Consider the following 20,714-nt stretch of genomic DNA (forward strand, 5'->3'; position numbering starts at 1 on the left):
TCGGAATAACCAGGAATTCTTAAGACAAACACCCATTGAAGCGCTAAGTCTTAGGAAGCTCCGTCTGTACCCGCAGGGTCAGAGGGAGAGACTTCACACCAGTGAGATCGCTACACAAGTATTAGAGTCGGGTTCAACCAAACATATGGAAGTTTTGCAAGGTCGCTATCTCAAACCGATTGAGTCGGGTAAAGGCAAGCTCAGGGGGGTGCAGCTAGAGACTGATGGAGGGGTGCAAACCGTGTATCTGCCGAAGTCGCTGCGAGCGATCGCCCAACAAGAGCTAATACCAGGCGAACCCGTCCGAATCTGGGCAGATCTAGACGGCAAATCCAAAAAGCAAAAGCTGCTAGCGCGACAGCTGATTCCCCTGACGCCCCGATCTACCGTTCTTGCCGAACGCCCTGATCGCTCTAAAAGAGCTGACCAGACAAAAGCAAAACAAACTGCCAAAGCCCCGCTAACGGTGCAGCTCTGTCAAAAAAAGAACTGCTGTCAGCGCGGCGGCGATGATCTCTGGCAAGACTTTGAAAAGCGCAGTGCTGACCAGCAAAGCTTTAAACTAGAGGCCATCGGTTGCTTAGGCGGCTGCAAACGAGGGCCTAACATTCGGCTGCTGCCAGATAACGTTAAGTATCGTCACGTTCAGCCAGAAGATATTAACGAAATTTTGCAGCGTCACGGCGCATAGCGCTCTAGAGCCTTACCTTTGTCTTAACCGGTTCATAATCTTACTGTCCCAATAGCTTCATACACTAAGTGAGCTTTACGCGCCTTAGTGAAGCTTTCATGCGGATAGGCGTTCGTAGAGCTGTATATCTAATAGGGTTATGTAACTACATATTTTGATAGATGCCAGGGACGATTGGGCTTACTAAGTGAGATTACCAAGCAGTGGCTTTTTACATCAAAAATCAGGGGTATGGCGACGGTTCTTCAGATTGGTCAGATGGGGCTAGATGGCCCTGCACTCATTGCTAAGCTCAGGCAGTATCAGCTGATGCCTAAGCTGGTGCAGGAGATGGTAATTGACGAGGCGATCGCCCCCATTGAATGCGAGGCGCAGATAGCGCTACAGGCTTTTTGTGCCAAGCGCGGCCTATTTTCTACCGAGCAGCAGCAAGCCTGGTGTGACCAGCAGCAGCAAACCCCCGAGCAGATGACGCTGGCCGCCATCAGAGAATGTAAGCTGCTGAAGTTCCAGGAAGAAACCTGGGGCGAGCAAATAGAGTCTTACTTTTTGCAGCGCAAAGCCCATCTCGATCAGGTGCGCTACTCGCTGATTCGCACGAAAGATGCGAGCCTGGCTCAAGAAATCTATTTTCGTATTAATGACGACGGCGCGGCCTTTTCTGAGCTGGCCAGCCAATATTCTGAGGGGCAGGAGGCCAAAACCGGCGGTCTGATTGGCCCCGTAGAGCTAAATGTGCCGCACCCGATTTTAGCGAGGATGCTGATGATCAGTCAGCCCGGTCAGCTTTGGGCCCCGACGCAAATTGGCGAGTGGCTGGTGATTACCCGGCACGAGCAGCTGCTTCCGGCCCAATTTGACCCGGCGATGCGCCAGCGGCTGCTGAACGAGCGGTTTCAGGCATGGCTTCAGCAGCAACTGCAAGACACCGCCGTAATCGAGCCTGAGCCCACTGCATCTGGCACCCCGACGCTGGCAGGTGAAGAACTAACCGCTCACAGCTGAATGCTGTCTACAGTTGACTGCCTACTGGCGACTGTTCCCTCACTGCCTGCTCTAACCACCGCCTTGAGCGTCCCGTGCTGCTCCCCTAGTTCGCTATGACCTACACCAAAGTCTCACTTGAACAAAGCCTGGGGGCGACTTTCCCCTTTGACCACCTGCCAGTAGCGGCCCTGGAGGCGATCGCCAGTAGCGGTCAAATGCTTCGGTATCGCATCGGTCAGCCGATCATGCGCCAAGAGCTAATGCCGCATCAACTGGTGGTCATTTTAGAAGGGCAGGGCAGACTACTGGGCGCTGACCCTTACCAAAAGACGCCGATGACGCTGGCGCTATTGCAGCCGGGCGCGGCCTTAGGCTTGGCCGGACTGGTGCGAGGCGTGCCCTGCGAGCAGGCGATCGCCTCTTCAGAAGTGATCGCGGTGGCCGTGCCGATCACCACCATTCGGCAGCTGATGGGCGAGCACAAGAAATTTTCTGAGGCGATCGCCAGTCGCTGCTATTTGGCAGAAGTGTTTGATCTGGTGGCTCAGTACTTTAAGACGCAGGCTCGCAGCGTTGGCGACCTGGCTAAAACTGCCCAGCGGCTGCAGACAGAGGCGATCACCGCTACCGTCAGCGCCGGGCCGATCAAGCTCACTGACCCCAACCCCCATCATCTGTGGTTCATTAGCTCTGAGACGATATCCAGCCATGCTGCCGGTAGCTGGCTTCTGCCTGAGATGCTAGATGGCCGCGTTACCTGCCAGCGCAATACCCGGCTCGTGGGTATTGACATGCGTCAGTTGGCTACTCAGCGGACAGAGTCGGATGGGGGAGCGATCGCGCTAGCCTCATCCACCGATCTTACAAAGGCCGATCTGACACAGACAGAGTCTACTGACGGTCAAAATGGCCATGCGCCGATTCCCCCCAGGCATAGCCGCCCGATTAACGACAGCGGTATGCCGGTCCCCCAAGATCCTATTCCCTATGCGCCCGAGCTTTCCTACGGCTCCAACCTGATTGAGGCCGGTTCAGCCCGGGCCAGGGCGATCAAGTACCCGGTGCTGCGCGGTCGCGGCGAAGTGGGTTCAGCCCTGGCCTGCTTTGCCATGATGGCGCAGCACTTAGGCATGCCTTTTAAGCGCGATGTGGTGCAGCGGGTGTTGTCCAACCAGAGCGAGCGATTGGGTCACCTGTCGCTGACGGCCTGCGGCGCAGTGGCCGACTTGGTGGGGTTAAAGCCGCAGCTTGCCAAAGTACCGGCAAGTGCCGTCGCTCGCCTGCCCAAACTAGCCCTGATCAAATGGCGAGACGGCTTTGCCGTGATCTACGAAACCTCCGAACGGGAATACGTTATCGGCGTACCCGCTGACAACAAGATTGTGCGCCACTCGCCGCAAGCCTTCGCCGAGATTTGGGGGCCAGAAGGGGAAATTTTACTGGTCGAAACCACTGAGCAAACGCCGCAGCAAAAGTTTGGGCTGGGCTGGTTTATCCCCTCACTAAAGCGCTATCGAGGCGTGCTGACAACAGTGCTAGTAGCCTCGTTGTTTGTGCAGGTATTTGGTCTGGCCAATCCGCTAATGGTGCAGGTAATCATCGACAAGGTGATTTTGCAAAATAGTACCGATACTTTGCAGGTGCTGGGCATTCTGCTAGTCGTCGTCGCCATCTTTGAGGCGATTCTCACCAGTTTGCGCACCTACCTATTTGTCGATACCACCAACCGGATTGACATGGCCCTCGGGGCCGAAATTATTGACCATTTGTTGCGGCTGCCACTGCGCTACTTTGACCGTCGCCCGGTGGGTGAGCTTTCTAGCCGGGTGAACGAACTTGAAAATATTCGTCAGTTTTTGACCGGTACCGCTCTGACGGTGGTGCTCGATGCGCTGTTTTCGGTGGTTTACATCCTGGTGATGTTTATCTACAGCGTGAAGCTAACCTTTGTCGCGCTGGCAACCATTCCGCTGTTTATGATTCTCACCTTTTTTGTCTCGCCGATTGTGCGCCGTCAGCTGCGGACTAAGGCTGAGCGCAATGCCGAGACCCAGTCTTTTTTGGTGGAAGCGCTCTCGGGTGTGCAGACGGTAAAAGCTCAAAATATGGAGCTAAAAACCCGCTGGAAATGGCAGGAAAAGTACGCTCGCTACGTCAGCGACGGTTTTAAAACCGTGCAGACTTCTACCACTGCCGGATCGGCCAGCGGCTTTCTCAATAAGCTATCGGGGCTTTTGGTGCTGTGGGTTGGGGCGACGCTGGTATTAGATGGAACGCTGACCTTGGGCGGCCTGATTGCCTTTCGCATTATCTCTGGCTACGTGACTCAGCCTTTGCTCCGCCTGACTCAGCTCTGGCAAAACTTTCAGGAGACGGCCCTATCGCTAGAGCGGCTGAGCGATATTATTGACTATCCTCAGGAGCAGGCCCCGGAAGATCGCGCTCAGATCCCGATGCCTGAGATTAGAGGCAATGTGCGCTACGAAAATCTTTCTTTTCGGTTTTCGCCTTCTGGCCCCCTGCAGCTAGTCAATGTCAACCTGGAATTTGCAGCGGGCGAATTTATCGGCATTGTCGGGCAGAGCGGCTCGGGTAAAAGTACGCTGATGAAGCTGCTGCCGCGCCTTTACAACGCCGAGTCGGGGCGAATTTTGATCGACAGTTACGACATCAGCAAAGTGGAGCTATATTCGCTGCGTCAGCAGGTGGGCATTGTGCCGCAAGATAGCTTGCTCTTCGAGGGCAGCATTCAAGAAAATATTGCCCTGACCAATCCGCAGGCCGATACTGACAGCATTGTCACAGCTGCAAAAATTGCCGGGGCTCATGACTTTATTATGGATCTGCCCAGTGGCTACAATTCCCGAGTGGGCGAACGGGGGGCTTCGCTCTCGGGCGGACAGCGGCAGCGAATTGCGATCGCCCGCACCGTCTTACAAAATCCTCGGCTGCTAATCTTAGACGAAGCCACCAGTGCCCTTGACTACGATACCGAAGCTCAGGTTTGCCGTAACCTGAAGCAGTGGGCCAATGGCCGCACCGTATTTTTTATTACGCACCGTCTGAGCACCATTCGCCAGTCCGACCGGATCTTGGTGATGGAAAAAGGAGCCGTCGTTGAGCTAGGCACACATGCTGAGCTGATGGCGCTCAAGGGTCGCTACTACTGCCTATCTGAGCAGAAGGGAGAGAACTAACGATGACCAGCACTTCTGACCAGCCTCAGGCTGTCAACGTATCTAGTAATGGCAATGGCAATGGCAGCAAGGCCCTAGTCAACGGCAGCGGCGCAGGGTTGCCCCCCAATGACAACCCGCCGCAGTTTGACGCTTACATACCGCAGTCATTCGATAAGCCGGTGATCTTAAGGCAGTCGCCGCGCTGGTCGAAGGCGATTGTCTGGGCGATTATGGGCGTAACCTCAGCCTCAGTGCTGTGGGCCTGCTTAGCTAAAGTCGATGAAGCAATTACCGCTCAGGGCAAGCTCGAACCCGAAGGCGTTGTACAGGTGGTGCAGGCCCCTGTGGGCGGCGTAGTAGAAGAGATTTTGGTCGAAGAAGGCGAACAGGTAGAGAAAGGTCAGGTAGTTGCCACTCTGGATGAAACCACGACTGCCGCGCAGCTCAAGTCCAGTGAGGAAATTGCCGAACGGCTGCGGGCCGAAAGTGCCTACTACCGGGCTCAACTCAATGGCTCAGTAGATGCAGTTGCCCCAGAAGGGGTGTCTACTGACTTGATTCAGCGAGGACGCGATCGCGCCGAACTCGTCGCCAGCAACCGCCTGTACCGGGCCCAAATGGACGGCGGTACAGCGGGCCTTAACCCCGAACAGCTAGACCGATTAGAAACCTCTCAGTCTCGGCTAAATTCGCAGCAGCAGATCAACCGCCTGCAAACTGATCAGTTCCGTGAGCAGATCGGCCAGACCCGCGTGCAGCTCAGCAATGCCAGGAGCGATCTGGCGACCAATCAGGAGATCTTATCCCGGCTAAAGGTGCTCAATGAGCAAGGCGCTGTCGCCGAACTCTCTTACCTCCAGCAAGAGCAAGAGGTGAATAATAAGCGGACAGAGGTAAATACCCTACAGCAAGAAATTGACCGACTGAGCTTTCAAATCTCTCAGGCGGAGCAGGAGGTCTCTCGCACCTCTTTTGAATCTCGCGAGAGCCTGCAAGACCGCATTTCAGTCAACGATCAGCGCATTGCCGAGATTGACAGTCAGCTCACCCAGCGAATTTTAGAAAACGACCAACAGCTCTCAGAGCTCGACGGCCAGCTTGCCGAACTCAATCAAAGCATTAAGTACCAGGAATTGACTGCGCCTGTGAGCGGCACTGTTTTCAATCTCAAGGCCAACCGAGCGGGCTATGTCGCCAACTCTACCGAGCCGATGATGGAAATCGTCCCTCAAGATGCGCTGGTGGCCCGCATATTCATCCCTAACAAAGACATTGGCTTTGTAGAAGTCGGCCAAAAAGTAGACGTACGAATTGATGCCTTTTCGTATAGCGAGTTTGGCGATATGGAGGGCACTCTGACGCGCATCGGTACTGACGCGCTCCCGCCGGATGAAGTCTTTCAGTACTACCGTTTTCCTGCGGAAGTAACGCTAGACGCACAGCAGTTTGTCGCCAATGGCAATGCCCTTAGCCTGCGCTCAGGCATGTCTCTCAATGCCAATATCAAACTGCGTAAGCGCCGGGTGATCACCTTCTTTACCGATCTGTTTGTTCGCAAGGTTGACTCTGTCAAGTCTGGCAGCTAACACCCCTCTAGAGAAAGAGACTACAAATGCTCACCTCTAACCTGAGGCAGAGATTGGCGTCAAAAGTTGAATTTTTGCATTGTTTTTATGCAAAAGCTACATACTTTTTGATGTCTTCATTGCGAAAGGTAAAGGTTGCTACAAATGTCGGTCAGCATAGTTGAGATCCTATAAAGGTAGTTTTTACCTGGCTTATGAATAGGCTTATGAATAACTTAGCGCCGCTTATTTTGCCTGCTGTTTTAGGATTATTGGCCGGTATGGGCCAGGGTGTGGTTACTTACCTAGCAGGTTTACCCGTGCCGCTAGTTGATCAGCTCTCGCAGCCTTTTGAGTCTAATCAGACGCTCAGAGATTAGTTTGGTACGTTACTGGGTGTGCCAAAACTGTATACGCAAATACAAAATAATTGTAAACAGTATACAGCGATACTAAAAAAAGTGAGATCATAGGGAGTGAAGGCATTACTACAGGCTAAACTCCCATGCGCTACAACCAGTTAAACCACGCTTCTACTGCTGACCGGGCGGTTGCCGGCATCTTTGTGGCAGGCGTAACGTTCGTTTTAGGCTACACCATTGTCCGCACTGCTTTAGGGCCAGTGCAGCAGAGCACGTCAGTTGACACTACGACTGATGCAGAAATTGTGATTCCGCACGAAGCTACGCTGTGGGCTGATTTTGCTAAGAGCTACTAAACACTGCTCTCCCAATTTTCAGATAGAGCAGTATCTTTTACGGGCAAAAGCTACTGCTTTGCTTTAGCTGCTTTCTTTGAGATAGCTGGAGACGCTGTGAGATACCAGCGCCAGCAGATATCAGCCCCTTTGGTAAGGCCAATGCGGGTGGTCTGAGTGATAGCAGCGGGGTCGGCGGCGAGGTGCTGAGCGACTGCGGGCGATCGCGCTTCTACCCACAGCCCCGAATTTGGGTGGATCTGCGTGCCTCGCCAAGATTCATCTAGCTGTAGTGTGCGGCACAGCTTACCTGGCCCGGCGCATACTCTAGAGAGCTTTTCTTTGGCTGGGTCTATCCAGCTCGGGCGCTGTTCTAAATCAATTGCTCTAATTAAAATAGTGCTGGCAAAGTCATCGCGATCAGTGACGATGTTGAAGCAGTGATACTGCCGGTAGATCCGATAGATATAGGCGATTCCGGCTGGCCCAAAGACGACTTCATTTCGCTTTGTTTTTTCCTGATAGGCATACATGGCCGGGTCGCCCGCTTCGTAGGCTTCGGTTTCTACAATGTGGCCGCGTACCGTCTCGCCGTTAATGTCTCGAACCAGAACGCAGCCGATCAAGTCTACGGCGACTTGCGGTGAAGGGCGGTTGAACCAGTCGGCTGTTAGCGGACGAGGGGCTGTAGAGTGAGGCATTTCTCCTATTAGCTTGACTGCCTGTGAAAATACGCTTATCTTCCTATCTTCTATGGTAGCGATCGCGCTTTCATACCATTCATGAAGAACCACGTCTAAATCTTCCCAGCCATCAGAGGCGATCGCTGCACTACTGGTATGCCTCAGAGTCTATGGACGTTTTTAGAGAGTAAATTCCGCACCAAAAGATTCAAGAAAATGACAGGAGAAAAATTGAAATTTGCAAACAAATAGGAGTTACGCATTGACAAATACAGTGTGACAATGCTAGGCGAAAGCAGTTTCCTCCACGTTTTCTAGAATAAACTGGCGAATGACCGGCACAAATAGCTGACGCGATATCTCATAGCAGTTGTTGATGATCCCTTTGATGCACATCGTCTGTAGCTTGCAAAAAGCACGTAGTGCACAAAAAACGTGATTACGAATAGCCTGTTCATCTCGCACATAAAAGCGCTCGATATTACACACCTGTTTAATCACTCTATGAAAACATTCAATCTGCCAATGCTCACTATGAACTTGCTTAAAGGTCTCTCGTGAGAGCTGTTTCAAAGCCTCTAAGTCTGGTCGATACAAGATGTAATATCGCTGCTCGTTTTTGAACGGCGCACAAAACACTTTGACCCAGCCAAATGCCTTGAGATAGACCATCAAGCCATCAGCTGTAATCTCTAGAGTCCCTATCTGCACTGACGTTCCACGCTCTACCGAGACCAGCCGATTATTCGCTACCCCAAATAGAAAACCCACTTTCTCGTTTCTGAGAAACTTCAGATTCTCTAGGCTCGAATACCAACTGTCTCCGGTCACCCACGACGGCTTCAGGCCCCAGGATTGAACCTCTAGCACCATCTCTCTAAAATAGTCGTTCTTCGTCTTGCCCGCTGCTTTGTCATACAGTCTGAAGTTGACCGGATAAGAATGACCGGAGGGGTCACTGTAGTACAGAGTAATTAGGTTGAGTCCCTTCACCGGTCGCTTGTGCTTGCCCGAGTAAAAGTAATCCACCAAGGCACTTTTGCTGGGGTCGCGATACGGTTTGTCTTCCACACTATCGTCTACGCTGAGCGTCCCGGATTCTAGGTTCAGCTCGCCTTTAACCTCGTCAAAGAGGTCTTTGGGCGTGTAACGTTCGCGTAATAAAAAGCGATTCACGCTATCGTGGCTCAAATCTGCCAAAATTTCTGAGAGCCGCACGCAGCTCACATACTTCGGCTCTGAGAGCAAAAATAAGGTGTAGAGCGTGCTATCGCACTGGGCTGTAGATGGTTTTGATAGCTCACGCATGGCCTAGCGATCACTCAAAAAGAAGGGGGCTCCTGCCAGCATACAGGCTGGCTACTCTGTCAATGCGTAAGTCCTAATAGTATTACGTTCCTCTCCTCCTCGAAAGATGACTACTCCTACGGCTCCATCCTCAGAATTCCCAGACCCTGGACCAGATTTTGGCAGCCATGAAATGTCGGCCCTGTCCCCCACCGCCCTGGCGCTTGTGGCAGACTTTTTTAAGGTGCTGTCTGAACCCAGCCGTCTTCAAATCCTCTGTGTTTTGAAAGAGGAGTCTAGAAATGTGAGTGAAATTGTCGAGGCGAGTGGGTTGGGGCAGACCAATGTCTCCAAGCATCTTAAAATACTGGCTCAAGCCGGTATCATATCTCGCCAGAGCTAGGGGGTCAGTGCTTATTACAGCATTGCGAACCCTTTTATCTTTGAGCTGTGCAACCTGGTTTGTAGCTCTCTGGCAATTCGCATGGAGCAGCAGTCTCAACTCTTAAAAGAATTTGCAGAGAGCGCTCACAGATCCTGATTGAATGCCGACCTGCCGATTCTTTCTCAGGAGACGGCGGGTCAGCACGCTATTTGGTTACGTTCTGAGCTGAGTTCGGCTAACAACAACTATGCTGCTACAGCCACATCAGCCATTTTGCGATAGGCTTCAGCGCAAGCTTTGGCATGAGGAGCAGTGAAGTAAGAGCCTCGCACCATCAGTGTAGCCAAGCTCCGACAGCCTTCAGCGACACATACGAGCGCATTTTTTCATGTTTGCGGTGCCCATGCAGGCTTCGGCACAGTGCTCACACTCCACCATACAAGCCATGAATTTATCGAAGTTAGATTGGTATTCTTCGTGTTGAAGAAGCATCGTGTTCACCTGTTGTTGGAGGCAAAATAAAGTGTAACAAAGTTTACTTCTGCCGGCACCCACCCGAAGAGCTAATGACAATCTCTTTCCCTTGAAGTAGGCCGATTTCACGCTGGTTTCATAATTGAGCTGTAGGCTGTATCGCCAGCGATCGCTTTTCGTATAACGGCCTATATTTTTGTTGTCTTTGTCGAGGTATTCGTTGGCAGATAATCTTTACAGAAAAGGATTGACTCTATACCCGGCTGTAGCGTTTACAGTGATTGCTGTGGGGTAATCGCCCCTAAAAAATCTGACTGAGGCTGGCTTCAACATCCATGAGACCGATACAACGAAGAGACTTTTTGCGGCTGAGTGCAGGCACCACGGCGGCCATACTGCTGTCCCAGTGTTCCAGGTCGCGGCCCCAGTCCACTGCGCCCATCTCTGCGCCCATCTCTGCGCCCATCTCTGCGCCCATTCAGTTTCAAAAGCAGACGAGCGAAGGCGGACTGCTCAGCCTGGATTTAGAGGCTAAAGCTCAGATGGTTCAGTTAGGCAATCGCCGCGCTAACTTGCTCACCTACAATGGTCAAATGCCTGGCCCGCTGCTAGAAGCCAGCCCAGGCGACAGGGTACAAATTCGCTTTACCAATCAGCTCGATCAGCCGACGAATCTCCACTATCACGGGCTGCACATTCCACCAACAGGGACAGGTGACAATGTTTTCTTAGAAATTCCTACCGGTGAAAGCCACACCTACGAATTTGAGATCCCTGAGAACCATCCCGCCGGAACCTTCTGGTACCATCCTCACTACCACGGGCTCGTCGCCGAGCAGCTCTTTGGCGGCTTAGCCGGACTCTTTATCGTCCGGGGCGCGCTAGACGAAATTCCGGAGATTAAAGCGGCTCAAGAGGAATTCTTAGTGCTTAAAGACTTCGCGCTCGATGACGGTGGCAACATTGCCGATACCGGCCATATGGCGGCAATGACTGGGCGAGTGGGCGGATTGCTAACGGCCAGCGGGCAGATCAATCCGGCGATAGCTATGGCAAAGGGCGGCCTGTTGCGATTGCGATTTTTAAATGCCTCCCCTTCTCGTTTCTTTCGCCTATCGCTAGAAGATCATCCAATGCACCTGATTGCCACAGACGGCGGCGCTATCTCGTCACCGGTTGAGTTGAGTGATGTTGTACTAGCCCCTGGCGAGCGGGCTGAGGTATTGGTGCAGGGAAATCAAAAGCCGGGTGACTATCGTCTGATCAACCGACCTTTCAATCCTGCGCAAGGCGGCATGATGGGTGGCACGATGGGGGGACAAAATTCAGACCGTGCTGAGACGGTGGCAACGCTCACTTATGACGGCGAGAGGAGCGAGATTTCTCTACCCAGTCAGCTCATCGCAGTTGAGCCCTTACCGGAACCGCAGACGACCCGGCAGTTCACATTGAACCACGGCATGGGCGGCGGTATGATGGGTGGCGGTATGATGGGTGGCGGCATGGTGTTTATGATTAACGGTCGAGCCTTCGATCCCAACCGCATTGATACTCAAGTGATGTTGGGCACTGTTGAAGACTGGGAGATTATAAATACGGGCTCAATGGCTCATCCCTTCCACGTTCACACCAACAAGTTCCAAATTGTCAGCCAGAATGGTCAGCCTATGCCTTATTCGGCATGGAAGGATGTGGTGTCGGTGAGCCCCGGCGAAACTGTTCGGATTCGGATGCCTTTTCGTGACCACACTGGTAAAACGGTTTACCACTGCCACGTGCTCGACCACGAAGATCGCGGCATGATGGGAATCTTGGAAATACAACAGGCTTAGAAGCTAGAGATGCTAAGCCATGCTACAAAACAGAAATTAAGGAAGACTGATGGAACTTCGCACTGCCCAGCTGATTTTGCCTTTGGGGAAAAACGATGGCGTCGCTCTCAGCTTTCGCGTGAAAGACGTTGATGAAGCTTGCGAATATCTCGAAGCCAAGACTGTAGAAAGCCAAGACTGTAGAAATCGTTAGTCCACCCTGTAATTTTGCCGATTTGGGAATTAAAGCAGCGCTAGCTCGCGATCCTGACGGTCATTTGATCGAGCTGACTCAGATGGGCGATATGGTAGGTGCAGACTCCAACGGATAAGCAGAAATGGGATTGAAGGTGCGGAAAAGCGATGGCTAAAAAGAAGCAGCGGCTAAAACTTTTATTGAACAGGCAGAATCTGATTGCGTTGGCCGTTCTACTGCTGTCTCTGCTAGTTTACGCCTGGGTGTCGACCCAGATAGACGCGAATCTATTAACGCCTGAAGGGTTACAGCAAGCCGTCACCAATGCGGGTATCTGGGGCATATTGGTTTATATTGCAGTCATTGCCCTGGCCGTAGTGATGAGTCCTATACCAGGCGCACCTTTGACGATCGCAGCAGGTGCTGTATGGGGCGCTATTCCGGCTGGTATTTACAGTGTCATTGGTGGGTTTTCAGGCAGCCTGATTGCCTATTTTATTGGGCGATCGCTCGGTCGCTCAGCCGTGAAAGCGCTAACCGGTAAAATCATCTACTTTTCAAAAGAGAAAGGAGAATGGCTATTAGGTGGACTCATCTTTGTGACTCGTCTGCTGCCAGTACTGTCTTTTGACTTAATCAGCTATGGCGCAGGGCTTACGGGGTTATCTCTACCCATATACGCTTCATCAACGCTCCTCGGCATGATTCCATCAACGCTGCTACTGACTTATTTGGGTGAAGCTTTTACGCTGGGTGCTTGGCCTGCGGTCACGCTCTCCTTATTATTCGTCGCGCTCCTGGTGCTTTTACCCTGGGGCATCCGCCGATACAACTGGTTTGGTTTACGAGACATCGTTCGTATCGAGTAGTTATCCGCTAAAGAAAAGTTTTCAACAATGGGAGCTTTGTTGATTTTGATGGCAACCATCCAGCAGTTCTGCCTTATTCTGTATTCTTTCGACTGACGAACAGCCGAGCTACAGCCTTCAATTACGCTGCGTCCCAAACATAGAGTGAAAATTGATTTGCAACGAAAGCCAACAAACTGACAGATAAATATGAAATCAAGATAAAATGGCGCTCTCTCACTTGAAACAATTCATACTTGTTGCAGAGGTGTGGGGCCTATTTCTGGAGAGAGATGAAGTTCTGAAAACCAGATGGTATATTGCCTTCATGCAAATTTTGAGAGAGCCACCGTGAGTGCCAATAAATCAACAACAGTAAAACCTTCCGATAGGCAAGACCATAAAGAGATGAAAGGCGGAATGCAGAGCAGCTACGCTCGGTTCTTCGCCATGATAGGCACCTCTATTGTCGTCATGTTCTTTCTTATGTACGTACACTCCTATCAGGTTCTTGACCACGCTTGGTTTAGTGAAACCAGAATGTTCATGGCGCTTATCATGGGTGCGGCAATGATGGTAATCATGCTATCGTTCATGCTCAATATGTACAAAAACAAGAAGGTCAATATCGCGATCTTCTTGAGTGCCATTGTATTGTTTGGGTCGTCTTTGTAGCTAGTGCGCAGTCAGATTACAGTCAACGACGTAGACTGGATGGAAGGCATGATTCCGCACCACTCGATTGCGATCTTGACGAGCGAGCGAGCCCGGATAGAAGACCCACGCGTCCGCGAGCTTGCCGACGAAATTATCGAAGGGCAGCGTCGAGAAATTAATGAAATGGAGTGGCTGATCGCTGACATCAACGAGAGCGGGATCGTCAATACACCTGAAGAAGCCGAAGCCAGGCTGATGCCAGAGTTCTCTTCTCAACCGGAGTAATTAGAGTCGTTGCGAAATAACGAAAATAGTCGCTGAAACCATTGACACCACGTAACAAAGCGATGATAGATGAATCGATCCTCATAGAATCTTCATATATGTTTTCTACTCTGAAAAGTGTCACTCACTTTTAGGAAACGTAGCCCATGGTTGCCTCAGCTTTAGCAGCGCAAAGCACAGTTCAAAGTACAGCTCCGTACCGATTTTTAGTCATCGGTCGGGGTAGCGAACTGTGGGGTGATGCGGCGGCGGGGCCGCAGGTAGCTAGGGCTGTCGCCGATTGGCAGCTGGCGTCGGTCGAGGCGCTAACGGTGCCTCACTTCACCTCGAACTTGGTCGAGGCGATCGCCCAGTCAGACTACATCCTTTTTGTCGAGGCCTGTGACGACAAGAGCTGCGCCCGTACGGTTCAGCTAGAGCCCATTGTGGGTGAGCCTCAGCCGGCGGGTACGGTGCTCTCTATGGCCTATCGCTGCGATCCGTGGGTTTTACTCAGCCTCACCCGGCAGCGCTATGGTTACGCGCCGCAGGCCTGGCTGCTGCAAATTCCTACTGAGCGCTGTGAGTTAGGTGAAGCCCTGTCTTCAACGGCTCAAAGGGGATGCGATCGCGCGCTTAGAACCATTGAACAGTTTTTTCGAACCTATCAGCAGCGCCCATACATGAGCCAGTCAGCCTGCTTGTAATCGGTTCGTTAGCACGATTTTGAACTACATTTTGAACTACATACTGCGAACTGTGGCTTCGCCATCTGTGACTTCGCCGATCAGCACTTCGGTGGCAAGGCCGATAAACAGTCCATTATCCAGTACGCCTGGAATATTGTTGATGTCTTTTTCCATCTCAGCCGGGTTGTCGATGCCGTTAAAGGTGACATCGAGCACCATATTACCCTGATCGGTGATGACTGGGCCGTCTTTTTTGATGCCCATACGCATTTCTACTTTGCCGCCGAGCTTTTTTAGGGCGCGAGTGACGGGGGCGATCGCCATCGGAATCGCTTCTACGGGCAGCGCAAAGATCGTGCCAATTTTGTTGCTCAGCTTGGAGCTATCGACCACCACAATAAATCGCTCAGCGAGCCCATCGATCACTTTTTCACGGGTGTGAGCTGCGCCGCCGCCCTTAATCAGATTCATCTGCGGATCAACTTCATCAGCGCCGTCAATAGCAATGTCAATATGATCCACATCGTCTAGCGTGGCCAGCGGAATACCGTGTTGCTTGGCCAATACCGATGCCTGAAAAGAAGTCGGGATGCCCTTAATATCTTTGAGTTCGCCTGAGGCAATCCGTTCGCCGATGAACTGAATGGCAAAGGCCGTCGTCGAACCAGTGCCCAAGCCTACAACTGTGCCAGATTTGACCTGCGCAGCAGCGGCGCGACCGACTTCCTGCTTCATCAGCTTGACGGGATCCATGAGGGTTTATCTCCTAAAACTGTCTTTGATCTATAGCATGGAGGAAAGCGGGTAGCGAGTAAAGTGACTGCATGGAGCCTATTCTCTCTTCTTCAAATCCTGGTACTTTTTCGTTGGGCGAGCAGCGCTTTTGGCACTGGCGCGGCTGGCGAATTCGCTACACCCATTTAGCCGAGTCGCCTGGCACTCAAAATGAACCCCCCTTTTTGTTGCTACATGGGGCGGGCTCCAGTCTGGAGCAGTGGCGAGCAAATTTGACCGCTCTGGCTCAAGAGCGGCCAGTCTATGCGCTCGATTTGGTCGGCTTTGGCGGATCTGAAAAGGTCGCTACTGAGTTAAATACTGACCTGTGGGTGGCGCAGGTGGCCGCTTTTTGGCAGAGCTATCTGCGTCGCCCGATGATTTTAATGGGCCATTCGCTGGGGGCCTTGGTAGCTTTGCAATCGGCTACAAGTCACCCCGAGCAGGTGGCCAGGTTGATTATGCTGACGCTGCCAGCGGCCCGCCAGGAACTAGGCGGTACGGCGGCGCAGGTGGGTGCGGTGGTAGAGCGCTGGTTTGCTTCACCCCTACTGCTTCGTCCTTTGTTTAAGCTAGTGCGCCGACCCGGGCTGATTCGCTCGGTGCTGCTGAAGCTGCATCTGGATGCCAGCCGGGTCGATCAGGTGTTGGTAGATGCGTTTGTGCGGCCCACTCAGGGGCGCGGCGCGGCGCGAACTTTTTGCTATTTGGTGAAGTCACGGACATCCGACAGCTTTAGTCCGATGACGCGAGATTTGATTCCCCTGGTGCAGGTACCGACACTGCTGCTGTGGGGTAAGCGCGATCGCGTCATTCCCATTGCTTGGGGCCAGTATGTCAATACGCTCAGCGCCCAGCTTACCTTCGTAGAAGTCGAGGATGCAGGGCACTTTTTTTACGACGAAAGTGCCGCTAATCTGCACGATCTAGTTGATCGGTGGTTAGCAGACCAGCTACCAGCGACGAACGAGAACTTGATAGACCCGAAGCCCTGAACAGACCTGACCAGTGGCGTTGCAGAAACTCTCGTGCTGACACAACAGCCTAACGCATATGACTGCTGGACTGTAGCTGTCCGCGAATGGCGCCGTTAGGATACTGAGGATTATGCACATTCACATAAAAATCTTCAGGGTTGTTGAGAATGCGCTGCACGATGCCCGTTTCGCCAGTCGGAAATTTACCTTCTTCGCCTTCAGTGAGACAGTCAGCGGCGTTGCCGTCTTCGGGGCCAGCTAGAGCGGCGACGACAGGGCCATTTTCACCCATCGCGCCTTCGTGAATGTGTGCTGCCATCCCTTCACCGACGGGTACCGTCTGCACACCCGAGACAAACAGTGAGTAGCACAGCGTGGTTTCATCGCCATCTATGCCAAACACATAGGCTTCGCCCATGCCGTTGGCATCACCAACCAACATGCTCAGGTCGCCATCTTCAGCCACTTCTGCGCTGCCATCTAGCATGGTGTGGAGAATGGTATTGGTATGTCCGGCTAGGGCGGGTTGGGTCGTCCCAACGCCTATAGTTAGCGCTGCCAATCCGAGTGCCCAGCTGAATCCTTGTTGCTTATTCATCATATTCCTTTAATTAAGTATGAGACCTGAGCGGCGGCAGGCTGTGCCACGGCTCATAATTCAAGTACGCAGCTCCCGTCGATTTGGATGCACCCAGCCTTGATATTGAGTGATTTATCGGCGATCTCTGCCAAAAGAGAGACCCAGATGCTCTATCAAAATAAGTAGTAGGATGGCCTCATCAGCGATCACTCCGCCCCCTTCATACATGGATTCTGCGCCGCTTAATCAGCCTGACTACGCCCCTCAGTCTGACATTGCTCTGTGGTCTGCGCTGCAAGCTGGCCATACCGATGCCCTGGGTCAGCTCTATGATCGCCACGCTAGCCTGGTTTACGGCATGAGCTTGAAGGTGTTGGGTAATACGCAAGAGGCAGAAGACTTAACCCAGGATATTTTTGTTAAGTTAGCTAAACAAGCGACTTACGATCCTCGACGAGGATCGCTGCGAACGTTTTTGATGATTTTGACGCGTAGTCGGGCGATTGATCGGGTGCGATCGCGCCAATCTGCTCACCGATCTAAGCAGCGCTGGAAGGCCGACTACAGCCCGCCGAATCCGAGTCTCCTGGTCGATGATGTGGTCGAAGGCGAACAGTCTCAGAAAGTGAAAGCAGCGCTGGCTCAGCTATCGGCGCAGCAGCAGCAGATTTTGCATCTGGCCTATTACGAGGGGTTCACTCAGTCTGCCATTGCCGAGCGGCTAGATGCCCCCTTAGGGACTGTGAAAGCGCGGGCGCGGCGCGGACTGCTGAAGCTAAGAAAAATTTTGCAAGAGACCGGGGAGCAGGCGAATGGATGAAGTAGCCCCATTGGAACAGCAGCTGTTGATTGCCGGGTATATTCTGGGCGATCTCAGTCAGGCAGAGGCGCGTTTGTTTGAGCAGATAGCGTCGGCCAATCCGGCAGTTTGGAAAGAGGTCGCGCAGCTGCAGCGATCGCTAGACTCGGCCTACAGCACTGAAACGCCGCCCCCGCCTGATTTAAAGGCGGCTGTCATGACGGCAACCCGTCCAGTGCAGCCCGACTCGCCTGTGATCGCTGCCGCAGACCGTCGCGCCCCGCAGCGATCATCCCCTCGACGTTCATTCCCGCAGTGGGCATTCGGTGGGCTTGGGGCAGCGGCAGCAGCCGTGCTGATTTTGGCGCTAGGGGTGCAAAACTATACGCTCCGGCAGACCCTTCAAGCCCTACAAGCGTCGCCTGTAGAGCAGCCAAGTACCGAAGTTGCTTTCTCCTTACCACCGGTTGAAAACAGTCAGCAAGGAACAGTTGAACTGCTGGTAAATCCAGATCAATTAGAAGCTACGCTCAAGGCTGAAGGACTGCCGCCCTTACCAGACGAGCAAGTCTACGCCCTGTGGACGGTCGTCGCTGATAACGTATCGGCTACAACTGACAGTAAAAATGCCATTTTGACCGCTGTTTTTACCGTCGATGATGCTGGCAATCAGACCCGGCAAATCGCGCTGCCTAGCGTGTTTCGCACTGATGGAACCGCGCCGACAGAGACGGGTAATCCGGTTAAGGCGATCGCCGTCACTATTGAATCCGCTGCCGCCCCGCAGCGCCACCAGTCGGGGCCAAGCTGGATACAGCGACTCTAGGCTAATGAGGGCTGCTGAGACCCGGACTATAAGAACGCTCTCTAGTCGCTGGGGTAAATGATCAAACTGACGGGCGACGCTGCTGCCAGCGATAGATAGCATCGGCCCGACGCTGAGCACGGCTATGGGCATTAATCTCAACGTATAGCCCTCGTCGGATGCATTCGTACGACGGTTAGCCCCTTAGTTCCCTACATCAGTAATGGCTACAACCGTTGTGTGCTGTGGGCTAAGGGGCTGAAGCTATAGATGCCTACCGGACTGCTTTGGTCTTCATACAGGGGGCTGAATAGGTAAAGAAAAGATAAAGGTACTGCCGGTGCCCAGTTCACTATGGGCGGTGATCTGTCCGCCCTGCAGCTCGACCAGACGACGGCAAATAGCTAGGCCCACGCCCGATCCGCCCGAGACGCGATCGCGCGAACGATCTGCCCGCCAAAACCGCTCAAAGACATGGGGCAAATCTTCTACAGAAATTCCAATGCCCGTATCGATGACCGCTGTCCAGACAAAGCCTGCTTCGGCGTAGACCCGAATTTTGACCTCACCTGCGGGCGTGTAGCGTAGGGCATTGCTCAGTAAATTTACCAGCACCTGCTCCACCCGAGCCGGGTCGCCCCAGACCGGCGGTAAATTTTCGGCCAGGTCAACCGTGATCTTCAGCTTTTCGACGCCTAATAGCTGATCGGCAAAGCGATCGCTCACTTGAGTAATCAGCGGTGCGATCGCCATCGAGCGCGCCTCAATCGGCAAATAGCCCGACTCCAGCTTAGAAAGCTCTTGCAAATCGTTGACCAGGCGCTGGAGCCGCTCGGTTTCGCGCACCAGACGGTTATAGGTATCGGGTGAAGGAGCGATCGCGCCGTCAGCTAACCCTTCTAAATAGCCGCGTATAATCGTCAGCGGTGTCCGCAGCTCATGGCTCAGATCGCCTACCAGTTCGCGCCGCCGCTGCTCCACGCCTTCTAAGTCATTGGCCATCCGGTTAAAGCTGTAGCCAAGCTGGTCAAACTCCGGAATATCTAAAGGCGGCACCCGCGAAGAAAAGTCGCCAGCGGCAAATTGCCGGGTAATCGTCTCCATCCGCAGCAGTGGCCGGGTAATCCGCCAGGACAGCCAGTAACTCATCGCTCCAGCAGCGGCACTCCCTAAAATGATCGACCAGATCATGCCGCGAATCCAGGCGTCTTCAAAGCCTCGCAGTAGCTGCCCTTTCACCTGCTGAATGCGCACGCCCTGACGCTCCATCCGCTCCAGCGTCACCACAAAATAGCGCGGCGTATAGAGGCGGCTGACCGAAGCTAGGGCAACGATGGCAACTGCCAAAACAACGAGCTGAGAAGTCAGCAGGCGACTGCGCAGATTGGCCTTGGGCTTGCCCCGTCTGGCGCTAGTCGAGCGGGGCTTGGTCGGTTCAGAATGAGCCGAGTGAGGCGGGGTAGGAGTAGGTTTGACCATAAAGATGACGATAGACTACTTGCCCTCATCTTCAAACCGATAGCCGACACCCACTACCGTCTTCACAAACGAGGGGGCCGACGGGTCTGGCTCAATTTTTTTGCGCAGGCGAGCAATGTGGGCATCGACCACCCGCTCATCGCCGAAAAACTCGCTGCCCCACAGCTTTTCAATCAGCTGAGCCCGGTTCCACACCCGTCCCGGATAGCTCATAAAAGTAGACAGCAGGTCAAATTCTAAGGGCGTCAGTTCGAGGTCTATCTTGGGGCTGTTTGGTTCTACCTGATTTTGGGTACCCTCCGCTCTAAGCTGGCTGGCGACCCGCTGATCGGTGTCTACTGTGAAATGAGCCGTTTGGTAGGTGTGAGAGGCTGGCTGACCGCCCTCTCTCAGGCTGCGTCGCAAAACGGCGCGCACCCTGGCGACGAGTTCGCGCGGGCTGAAGGGTTTCACCATGTAGTCGTCAGCCCCGGTCGATAGGCCGATAATGCGATCAATTTCTTCGCCCTTGGCAGTCAGCATCATGATGTAGGGGTCTTTTTTGTCTCGCTGCTGGCGAATTCTAGCGCACACTTCTAGCCCGTCAAGGCCGGGCAGCATCAGGTCTAAAATGATCAGATCGGGTTGGATGGCGGCGAAGCGCTCAATCGCGGTGCTACCATCTCGGCAAAGATGACAGCTGAACCCCTCTTTAGACAAATAAAGCTGGATCAGCTCAGCAATTTCAGCCTCGTCTTCCACAATTAAGATGTCCATGGTTGATTCTGGTTTCTAGTTGACTGGTTTACAGCGGGGGCTAGCCACCCTCGATCTTATAAAGGGATCTGGCAAAGGGATCTGGCAAAGGGATCTGGCAAAGGGATCTGGCAAAGGGATTTGGTAAGGAG

19 protein-coding genes and 2 pseudogenes are annotated in these 20,714 nt (G+C 53.0%); 15 read left to right on the top strand and 6 right to left on the bottom strand.

Translation table 11 applies throughout. The features are described 5' to 3' along the window. The 6 genes from CKL79_RS15995 to CKL79_RS16015 form a co-directional block, all read left to right on the top strand. On the top strand, nucleotides 1-691 hold a 691-nt coding region (locus CKL79_RS15995), incomplete at its 5' end, for a (2Fe-2S) ferredoxin domain-containing protein (RefSeq protein WP_205879116.1). 231 nt (nucleotides 692-922) lie between these two features. Continuing rightward, entirely contained in the window at nucleotides 923-1,696 is a 774-nt protein-coding gene (locus CKL79_RS16000) for a peptidylprolyl isomerase (RefSeq protein ID WP_121970587.1), read from the top strand. 95 nt (nucleotides 1,697-1,791) lie between these two features. After that, on the top strand, nucleotides 1,792-4,875 hold the full coding sequence (locus CKL79_RS16005; protein WP_121970588.1) for a peptidase domain-containing ABC transporter: 3,084 nt from the start codon (nucleotides 1,792-1,794) through the stop codon (nucleotides 4,873-4,875). Nucleotides 4,876-4,877: 2 nt separating this feature from the next. Beyond that, complete coding sequence (locus tag CKL79_RS16010; protein ID WP_121970589.1) at nucleotides 4,878-6,443, top strand: HlyD family efflux transporter periplasmic adaptor subunit; 1,566 nt, start codon at nucleotides 4,878-4,880, stop codon at nucleotides 6,441-6,443. Nucleotides 6,444-6,649: 206 nt separating this feature from the next. Further along, nucleotides 6,650-6,802, top strand: a complete 153-nt coding sequence (locus CKL79_RS23215; RefSeq protein ID WP_170944083.1) for a hypothetical protein — start codon at nucleotides 6,650-6,652, stop codon at nucleotides 6,800-6,802. A 125-nt stretch (nucleotides 6,803-6,927) separates the two neighbouring features. Then, nucleotides 6,928-7,140, top strand: coding sequence for a hypothetical protein (locus CKL79_RS16015; protein WP_121970590.1), 213 nt, complete (start codon nucleotides 6,928-6,930; stop codon nucleotides 7,138-7,140). A 50-nt stretch (nucleotides 7,141-7,190) separates the two neighbouring features. Here the strand turns inward: CKL79_RS16015 and CKL79_RS16020 are convergent, their stop codons facing one another. Beyond that, on the bottom strand, nucleotides 7,191-7,820 hold the full coding sequence (locus CKL79_RS16020; protein WP_121970591.1) for a DNA-3-methyladenine glycosylase: 630 nt from the start codon (nucleotides 7,818-7,820) through the stop codon (nucleotides 7,191-7,193). A gap of 267 nt (nucleotides 7,821-8,087) precedes the next feature. Further along, entirely contained in the window at nucleotides 8,088-9,110 is a 1,023-nt protein-coding gene (locus CKL79_RS16025; RefSeq protein WP_121970592.1) for a transposase, read from the bottom strand. Between the two features lie 172 nt (nucleotides 9,111-9,282). Between CKL79_RS16025 and CKL79_RS16030 the strand changes: the two are divergent. The 6 genes and pseudogenes from CKL79_RS16030 (at nucleotide 9,283) to CKL79_RS16055 (ending at nucleotide 14,431) form a co-directional block, all read left to right on the top strand. Continuing rightward, nucleotides 9,283-9,630 (top strand): annotated as a pseudogene (locus CKL79_RS16030) (metalloregulator ArsR/SmtB family transcription factor). A 653-nt stretch (nucleotides 9,631-10,283) separates the two neighbouring features. Beyond that, nucleotides 10,284-11,780, top strand: a complete 1,497-nt coding sequence (locus CKL79_RS16040) for a multicopper oxidase family protein (protein ID WP_121970593.1) — start codon at nucleotides 10,284-10,286, stop codon at nucleotides 11,778-11,780. Nucleotides 11,781-11,829: 49 nt separating this feature from the next. Next, nucleotides 11,830-11,973, top strand: coding sequence for a hypothetical protein (locus tag CKL79_RS23220; protein ID WP_170944084.1), 144 nt, complete (start codon nucleotides 11,830-11,832; stop codon nucleotides 11,971-11,973). Nucleotides 11,974-12,122: 149 nt separating this feature from the next. Continuing rightward, a complete protein-coding gene (locus CKL79_RS16045; RefSeq protein ID WP_121970594.1) occupies nucleotides 12,123-12,824 on the top strand; it encodes a TVP38/TMEM64 family protein in 702 nt (233 codons plus the stop codon). Between the two features lie 399 nt (nucleotides 12,825-13,223). Continuing rightward, a pseudogene (locus CKL79_RS24390) lies at nucleotides 13,224-13,745 on the top strand (DUF305 domain-containing protein). Nucleotides 13,746-13,891: 146 nt separating this feature from the next. Continuing rightward, the gene (locus CKL79_RS16055) at nucleotides 13,892-14,431 is read left to right on the top strand and encodes a hydrogenase maturation protease (RefSeq protein WP_121970595.1); all 540 of its coding nucleotides are present in this window, start codon (nucleotides 13,892-13,894) and stop codon (nucleotides 14,429-14,431) included. 36 nt (nucleotides 14,432-14,467) lie between these two features. On the opposite strand, the gene rpiA is transcribed toward CKL79_RS16055, so the two are convergent. Beyond that, nucleotides 14,468-15,166 carry a ribose-5-phosphate isomerase RpiA gene (rpiA, locus tag CKL79_RS16060; RefSeq protein WP_121970596.1) on the bottom strand — a complete coding sequence of 233 codons (699 nt, stop codon included), beginning with the start codon at nucleotides 15,164-15,166 and terminating at the stop codon, nucleotides 14,468-14,470. Between the two features lie 71 nt (nucleotides 15,167-15,237). Between rpiA and CKL79_RS16065 the strand changes: the two genes are divergently transcribed. After that, the gene (locus tag CKL79_RS16065) at nucleotides 15,238-16,182 is read left to right on the top strand and encodes an alpha/beta fold hydrolase (RefSeq protein WP_121970597.1); all 945 of its coding nucleotides are present in this window, start codon (nucleotides 15,238-15,240) and stop codon (nucleotides 16,180-16,182) included. 49 nt (nucleotides 16,183-16,231) lie between these two features. Here CKL79_RS16065 and CKL79_RS16070 read toward each other — a convergent pair whose 3' ends face one another. Continuing rightward, on the bottom strand, nucleotides 16,232-16,765 hold the full coding sequence (locus CKL79_RS16070) for a CHRD domain-containing protein (RefSeq protein WP_121970598.1): 534 nt from the start codon (nucleotides 16,763-16,765) through the stop codon (nucleotides 16,232-16,234). 205 nt (nucleotides 16,766-16,970) lie between these two features. Here CKL79_RS16070 and CKL79_RS16075 point away from each other — a divergent pair, with 205 nt between their 5' ends. Both CKL79_RS16075 and CKL79_RS16080 read left to right on the top strand, forming a co-directional pair. Then, nucleotides 16,971-17,564, top strand: a complete 594-nt coding sequence (locus tag CKL79_RS16075) for a sigma-70 family RNA polymerase sigma factor (RefSeq protein WP_121970599.1) — start codon at nucleotides 16,971-16,973, stop codon at nucleotides 17,562-17,564. After that, the gene (locus CKL79_RS16080) at nucleotides 17,557-18,369 is read left to right on the top strand and encodes an anti-sigma factor (protein WP_121970600.1); all 813 of its coding nucleotides are present in this window, start codon (nucleotides 17,557-17,559) and stop codon (nucleotides 18,367-18,369) included. Before CKL79_RS16075 ends, CKL79_RS16080 begins: the two co-directional genes overlap by 8 nt. A 273-nt stretch (nucleotides 18,370-18,642) precedes the next feature. On the opposite strand, the gene CKL79_RS16085 is transcribed toward CKL79_RS16080, so the two are convergent. Beyond that, a complete protein-coding gene (locus tag CKL79_RS16085; protein WP_121970601.1) occupies nucleotides 18,643-19,827 on the bottom strand; it encodes a HAMP domain-containing sensor histidine kinase in 1,185 nt (394 codons plus the stop codon). Between the two features lie 15 nt (nucleotides 19,828-19,842). Further along, nucleotides 19,843-20,583 carry a response regulator transcription factor gene (locus CKL79_RS16090; RefSeq protein WP_121970602.1) on the bottom strand — a complete coding sequence of 247 codons (741 nt, stop codon included), beginning with the start codon at nucleotides 20,581-20,583 and terminating at the stop codon, nucleotides 19,843-19,845. Between the last annotated feature and the right edge of the window lie 131 nt (nucleotides 20,584-20,714).

The sequence above is a fragment of the Leptolyngbya sp. BC1307 genome, assembly GCF_002286735.1.
Taxonomy (GTDB): domain Bacteria; phylum Cyanobacteriota; class Cyanobacteriia; order Phormidesmidales; family Phormidesmidaceae; genus Phormidesmis.

Excerpts from the sequence above, each read along its gene's own strand:
- CKL79_RS16000 (WP_121970587.1), top strand. The coding sequence starts at position 923 with ATGGCGACGGTTCTTCAGATTGGTCAGATGGGGCTAGATGGCCCTGCA.
- CKL79_RS16005 (WP_121970588.1), top strand. The coding sequence starts at position 1,792 with ATGACCTACACCAAAGTCTCACTTGAACAAAGCCTGGGGGCGACTTTC.
- CKL79_RS16010 (WP_121970589.1), top strand. The coding sequence starts at position 4,878 with ATGACCAGCACTTCTGACCAGCCTCAGGCTGTCAACGTATCTAGTAAT.
- CKL79_RS23215 (WP_170944083.1), top strand. The coding sequence starts at position 6,650 with ATGAATAACTTAGCGCCGCTTATTTTGCCTGCTGTTTTAGGATTATTG.
- CKL79_RS16015 (WP_121970590.1), top strand. The coding sequence starts at position 6,928 with ATGCGCTACAACCAGTTAAACCACGCTTCTACTGCTGACCGGGCGGTT.
- CKL79_RS16020 (WP_121970591.1), bottom strand. The coding sequence starts at position 7,820 with ATGCCTCACTCTACAGCCCCTCGTCCGCTAACAGCCGACTGGTTCAAC.
- CKL79_RS16025 (WP_121970592.1), bottom strand. The coding sequence starts at position 9,110 with ATGCGTGAGCTATCAAAACCATCTACAGCCCAGTGCGATAGCACGCTC.
- CKL79_RS16040 (WP_121970593.1), top strand. The coding sequence starts at position 10,284 with ATGAGACCGATACAACGAAGAGACTTTTTGCGGCTGAGTGCAGGCACC.
- CKL79_RS23220 (WP_170944084.1), top strand. The coding sequence starts at position 11,830 with ATGGAACTTCGCACTGCCCAGCTGATTTTGCCTTTGGGGAAAAACGAT.
- CKL79_RS16045 (WP_121970594.1), top strand. The coding sequence starts at position 12,123 with ATGGCTAAAAAGAAGCAGCGGCTAAAACTTTTATTGAACAGGCAGAAT.
- CKL79_RS16055 (WP_121970595.1), top strand. The coding sequence starts at position 13,892 with ATGGTTGCCTCAGCTTTAGCAGCGCAAAGCACAGTTCAAAGTACAGCT.
- rpiA (WP_121970596.1), bottom strand. The coding sequence starts at position 15,166 with ATGGATCCCGTCAAGCTGATGAAGCAGGAAGTCGGTCGCGCCGCTGCT.
- CKL79_RS16065 (WP_121970597.1), top strand. The coding sequence starts at position 15,238 with ATGGAGCCTATTCTCTCTTCTTCAAATCCTGGTACTTTTTCGTTGGGC.
- CKL79_RS16070 (WP_121970598.1), bottom strand. The coding sequence starts at position 16,765 with ATGATGAATAAGCAACAAGGATTCAGCTGGGCACTCGGATTGGCAGCG.
- CKL79_RS16075 (WP_121970599.1), top strand. The coding sequence starts at position 16,971 with ATGGATTCTGCGCCGCTTAATCAGCCTGACTACGCCCCTCAGTCTGAC.
- CKL79_RS16080 (WP_121970600.1), top strand. The coding sequence starts at position 17,557 with ATGGATGAAGTAGCCCCATTGGAACAGCAGCTGTTGATTGCCGGGTAT.
- CKL79_RS16085 (WP_121970601.1), bottom strand. The coding sequence starts at position 19,827 with ATGGTCAAACCTACTCCTACCCCGCCTCACTCGGCTCATTCTGAACCG.
- CKL79_RS16090 (WP_121970602.1), bottom strand. The coding sequence starts at position 20,583 with ATGGACATCTTAATTGTGGAAGACGAGGCTGAAATTGCTGAGCTGATC.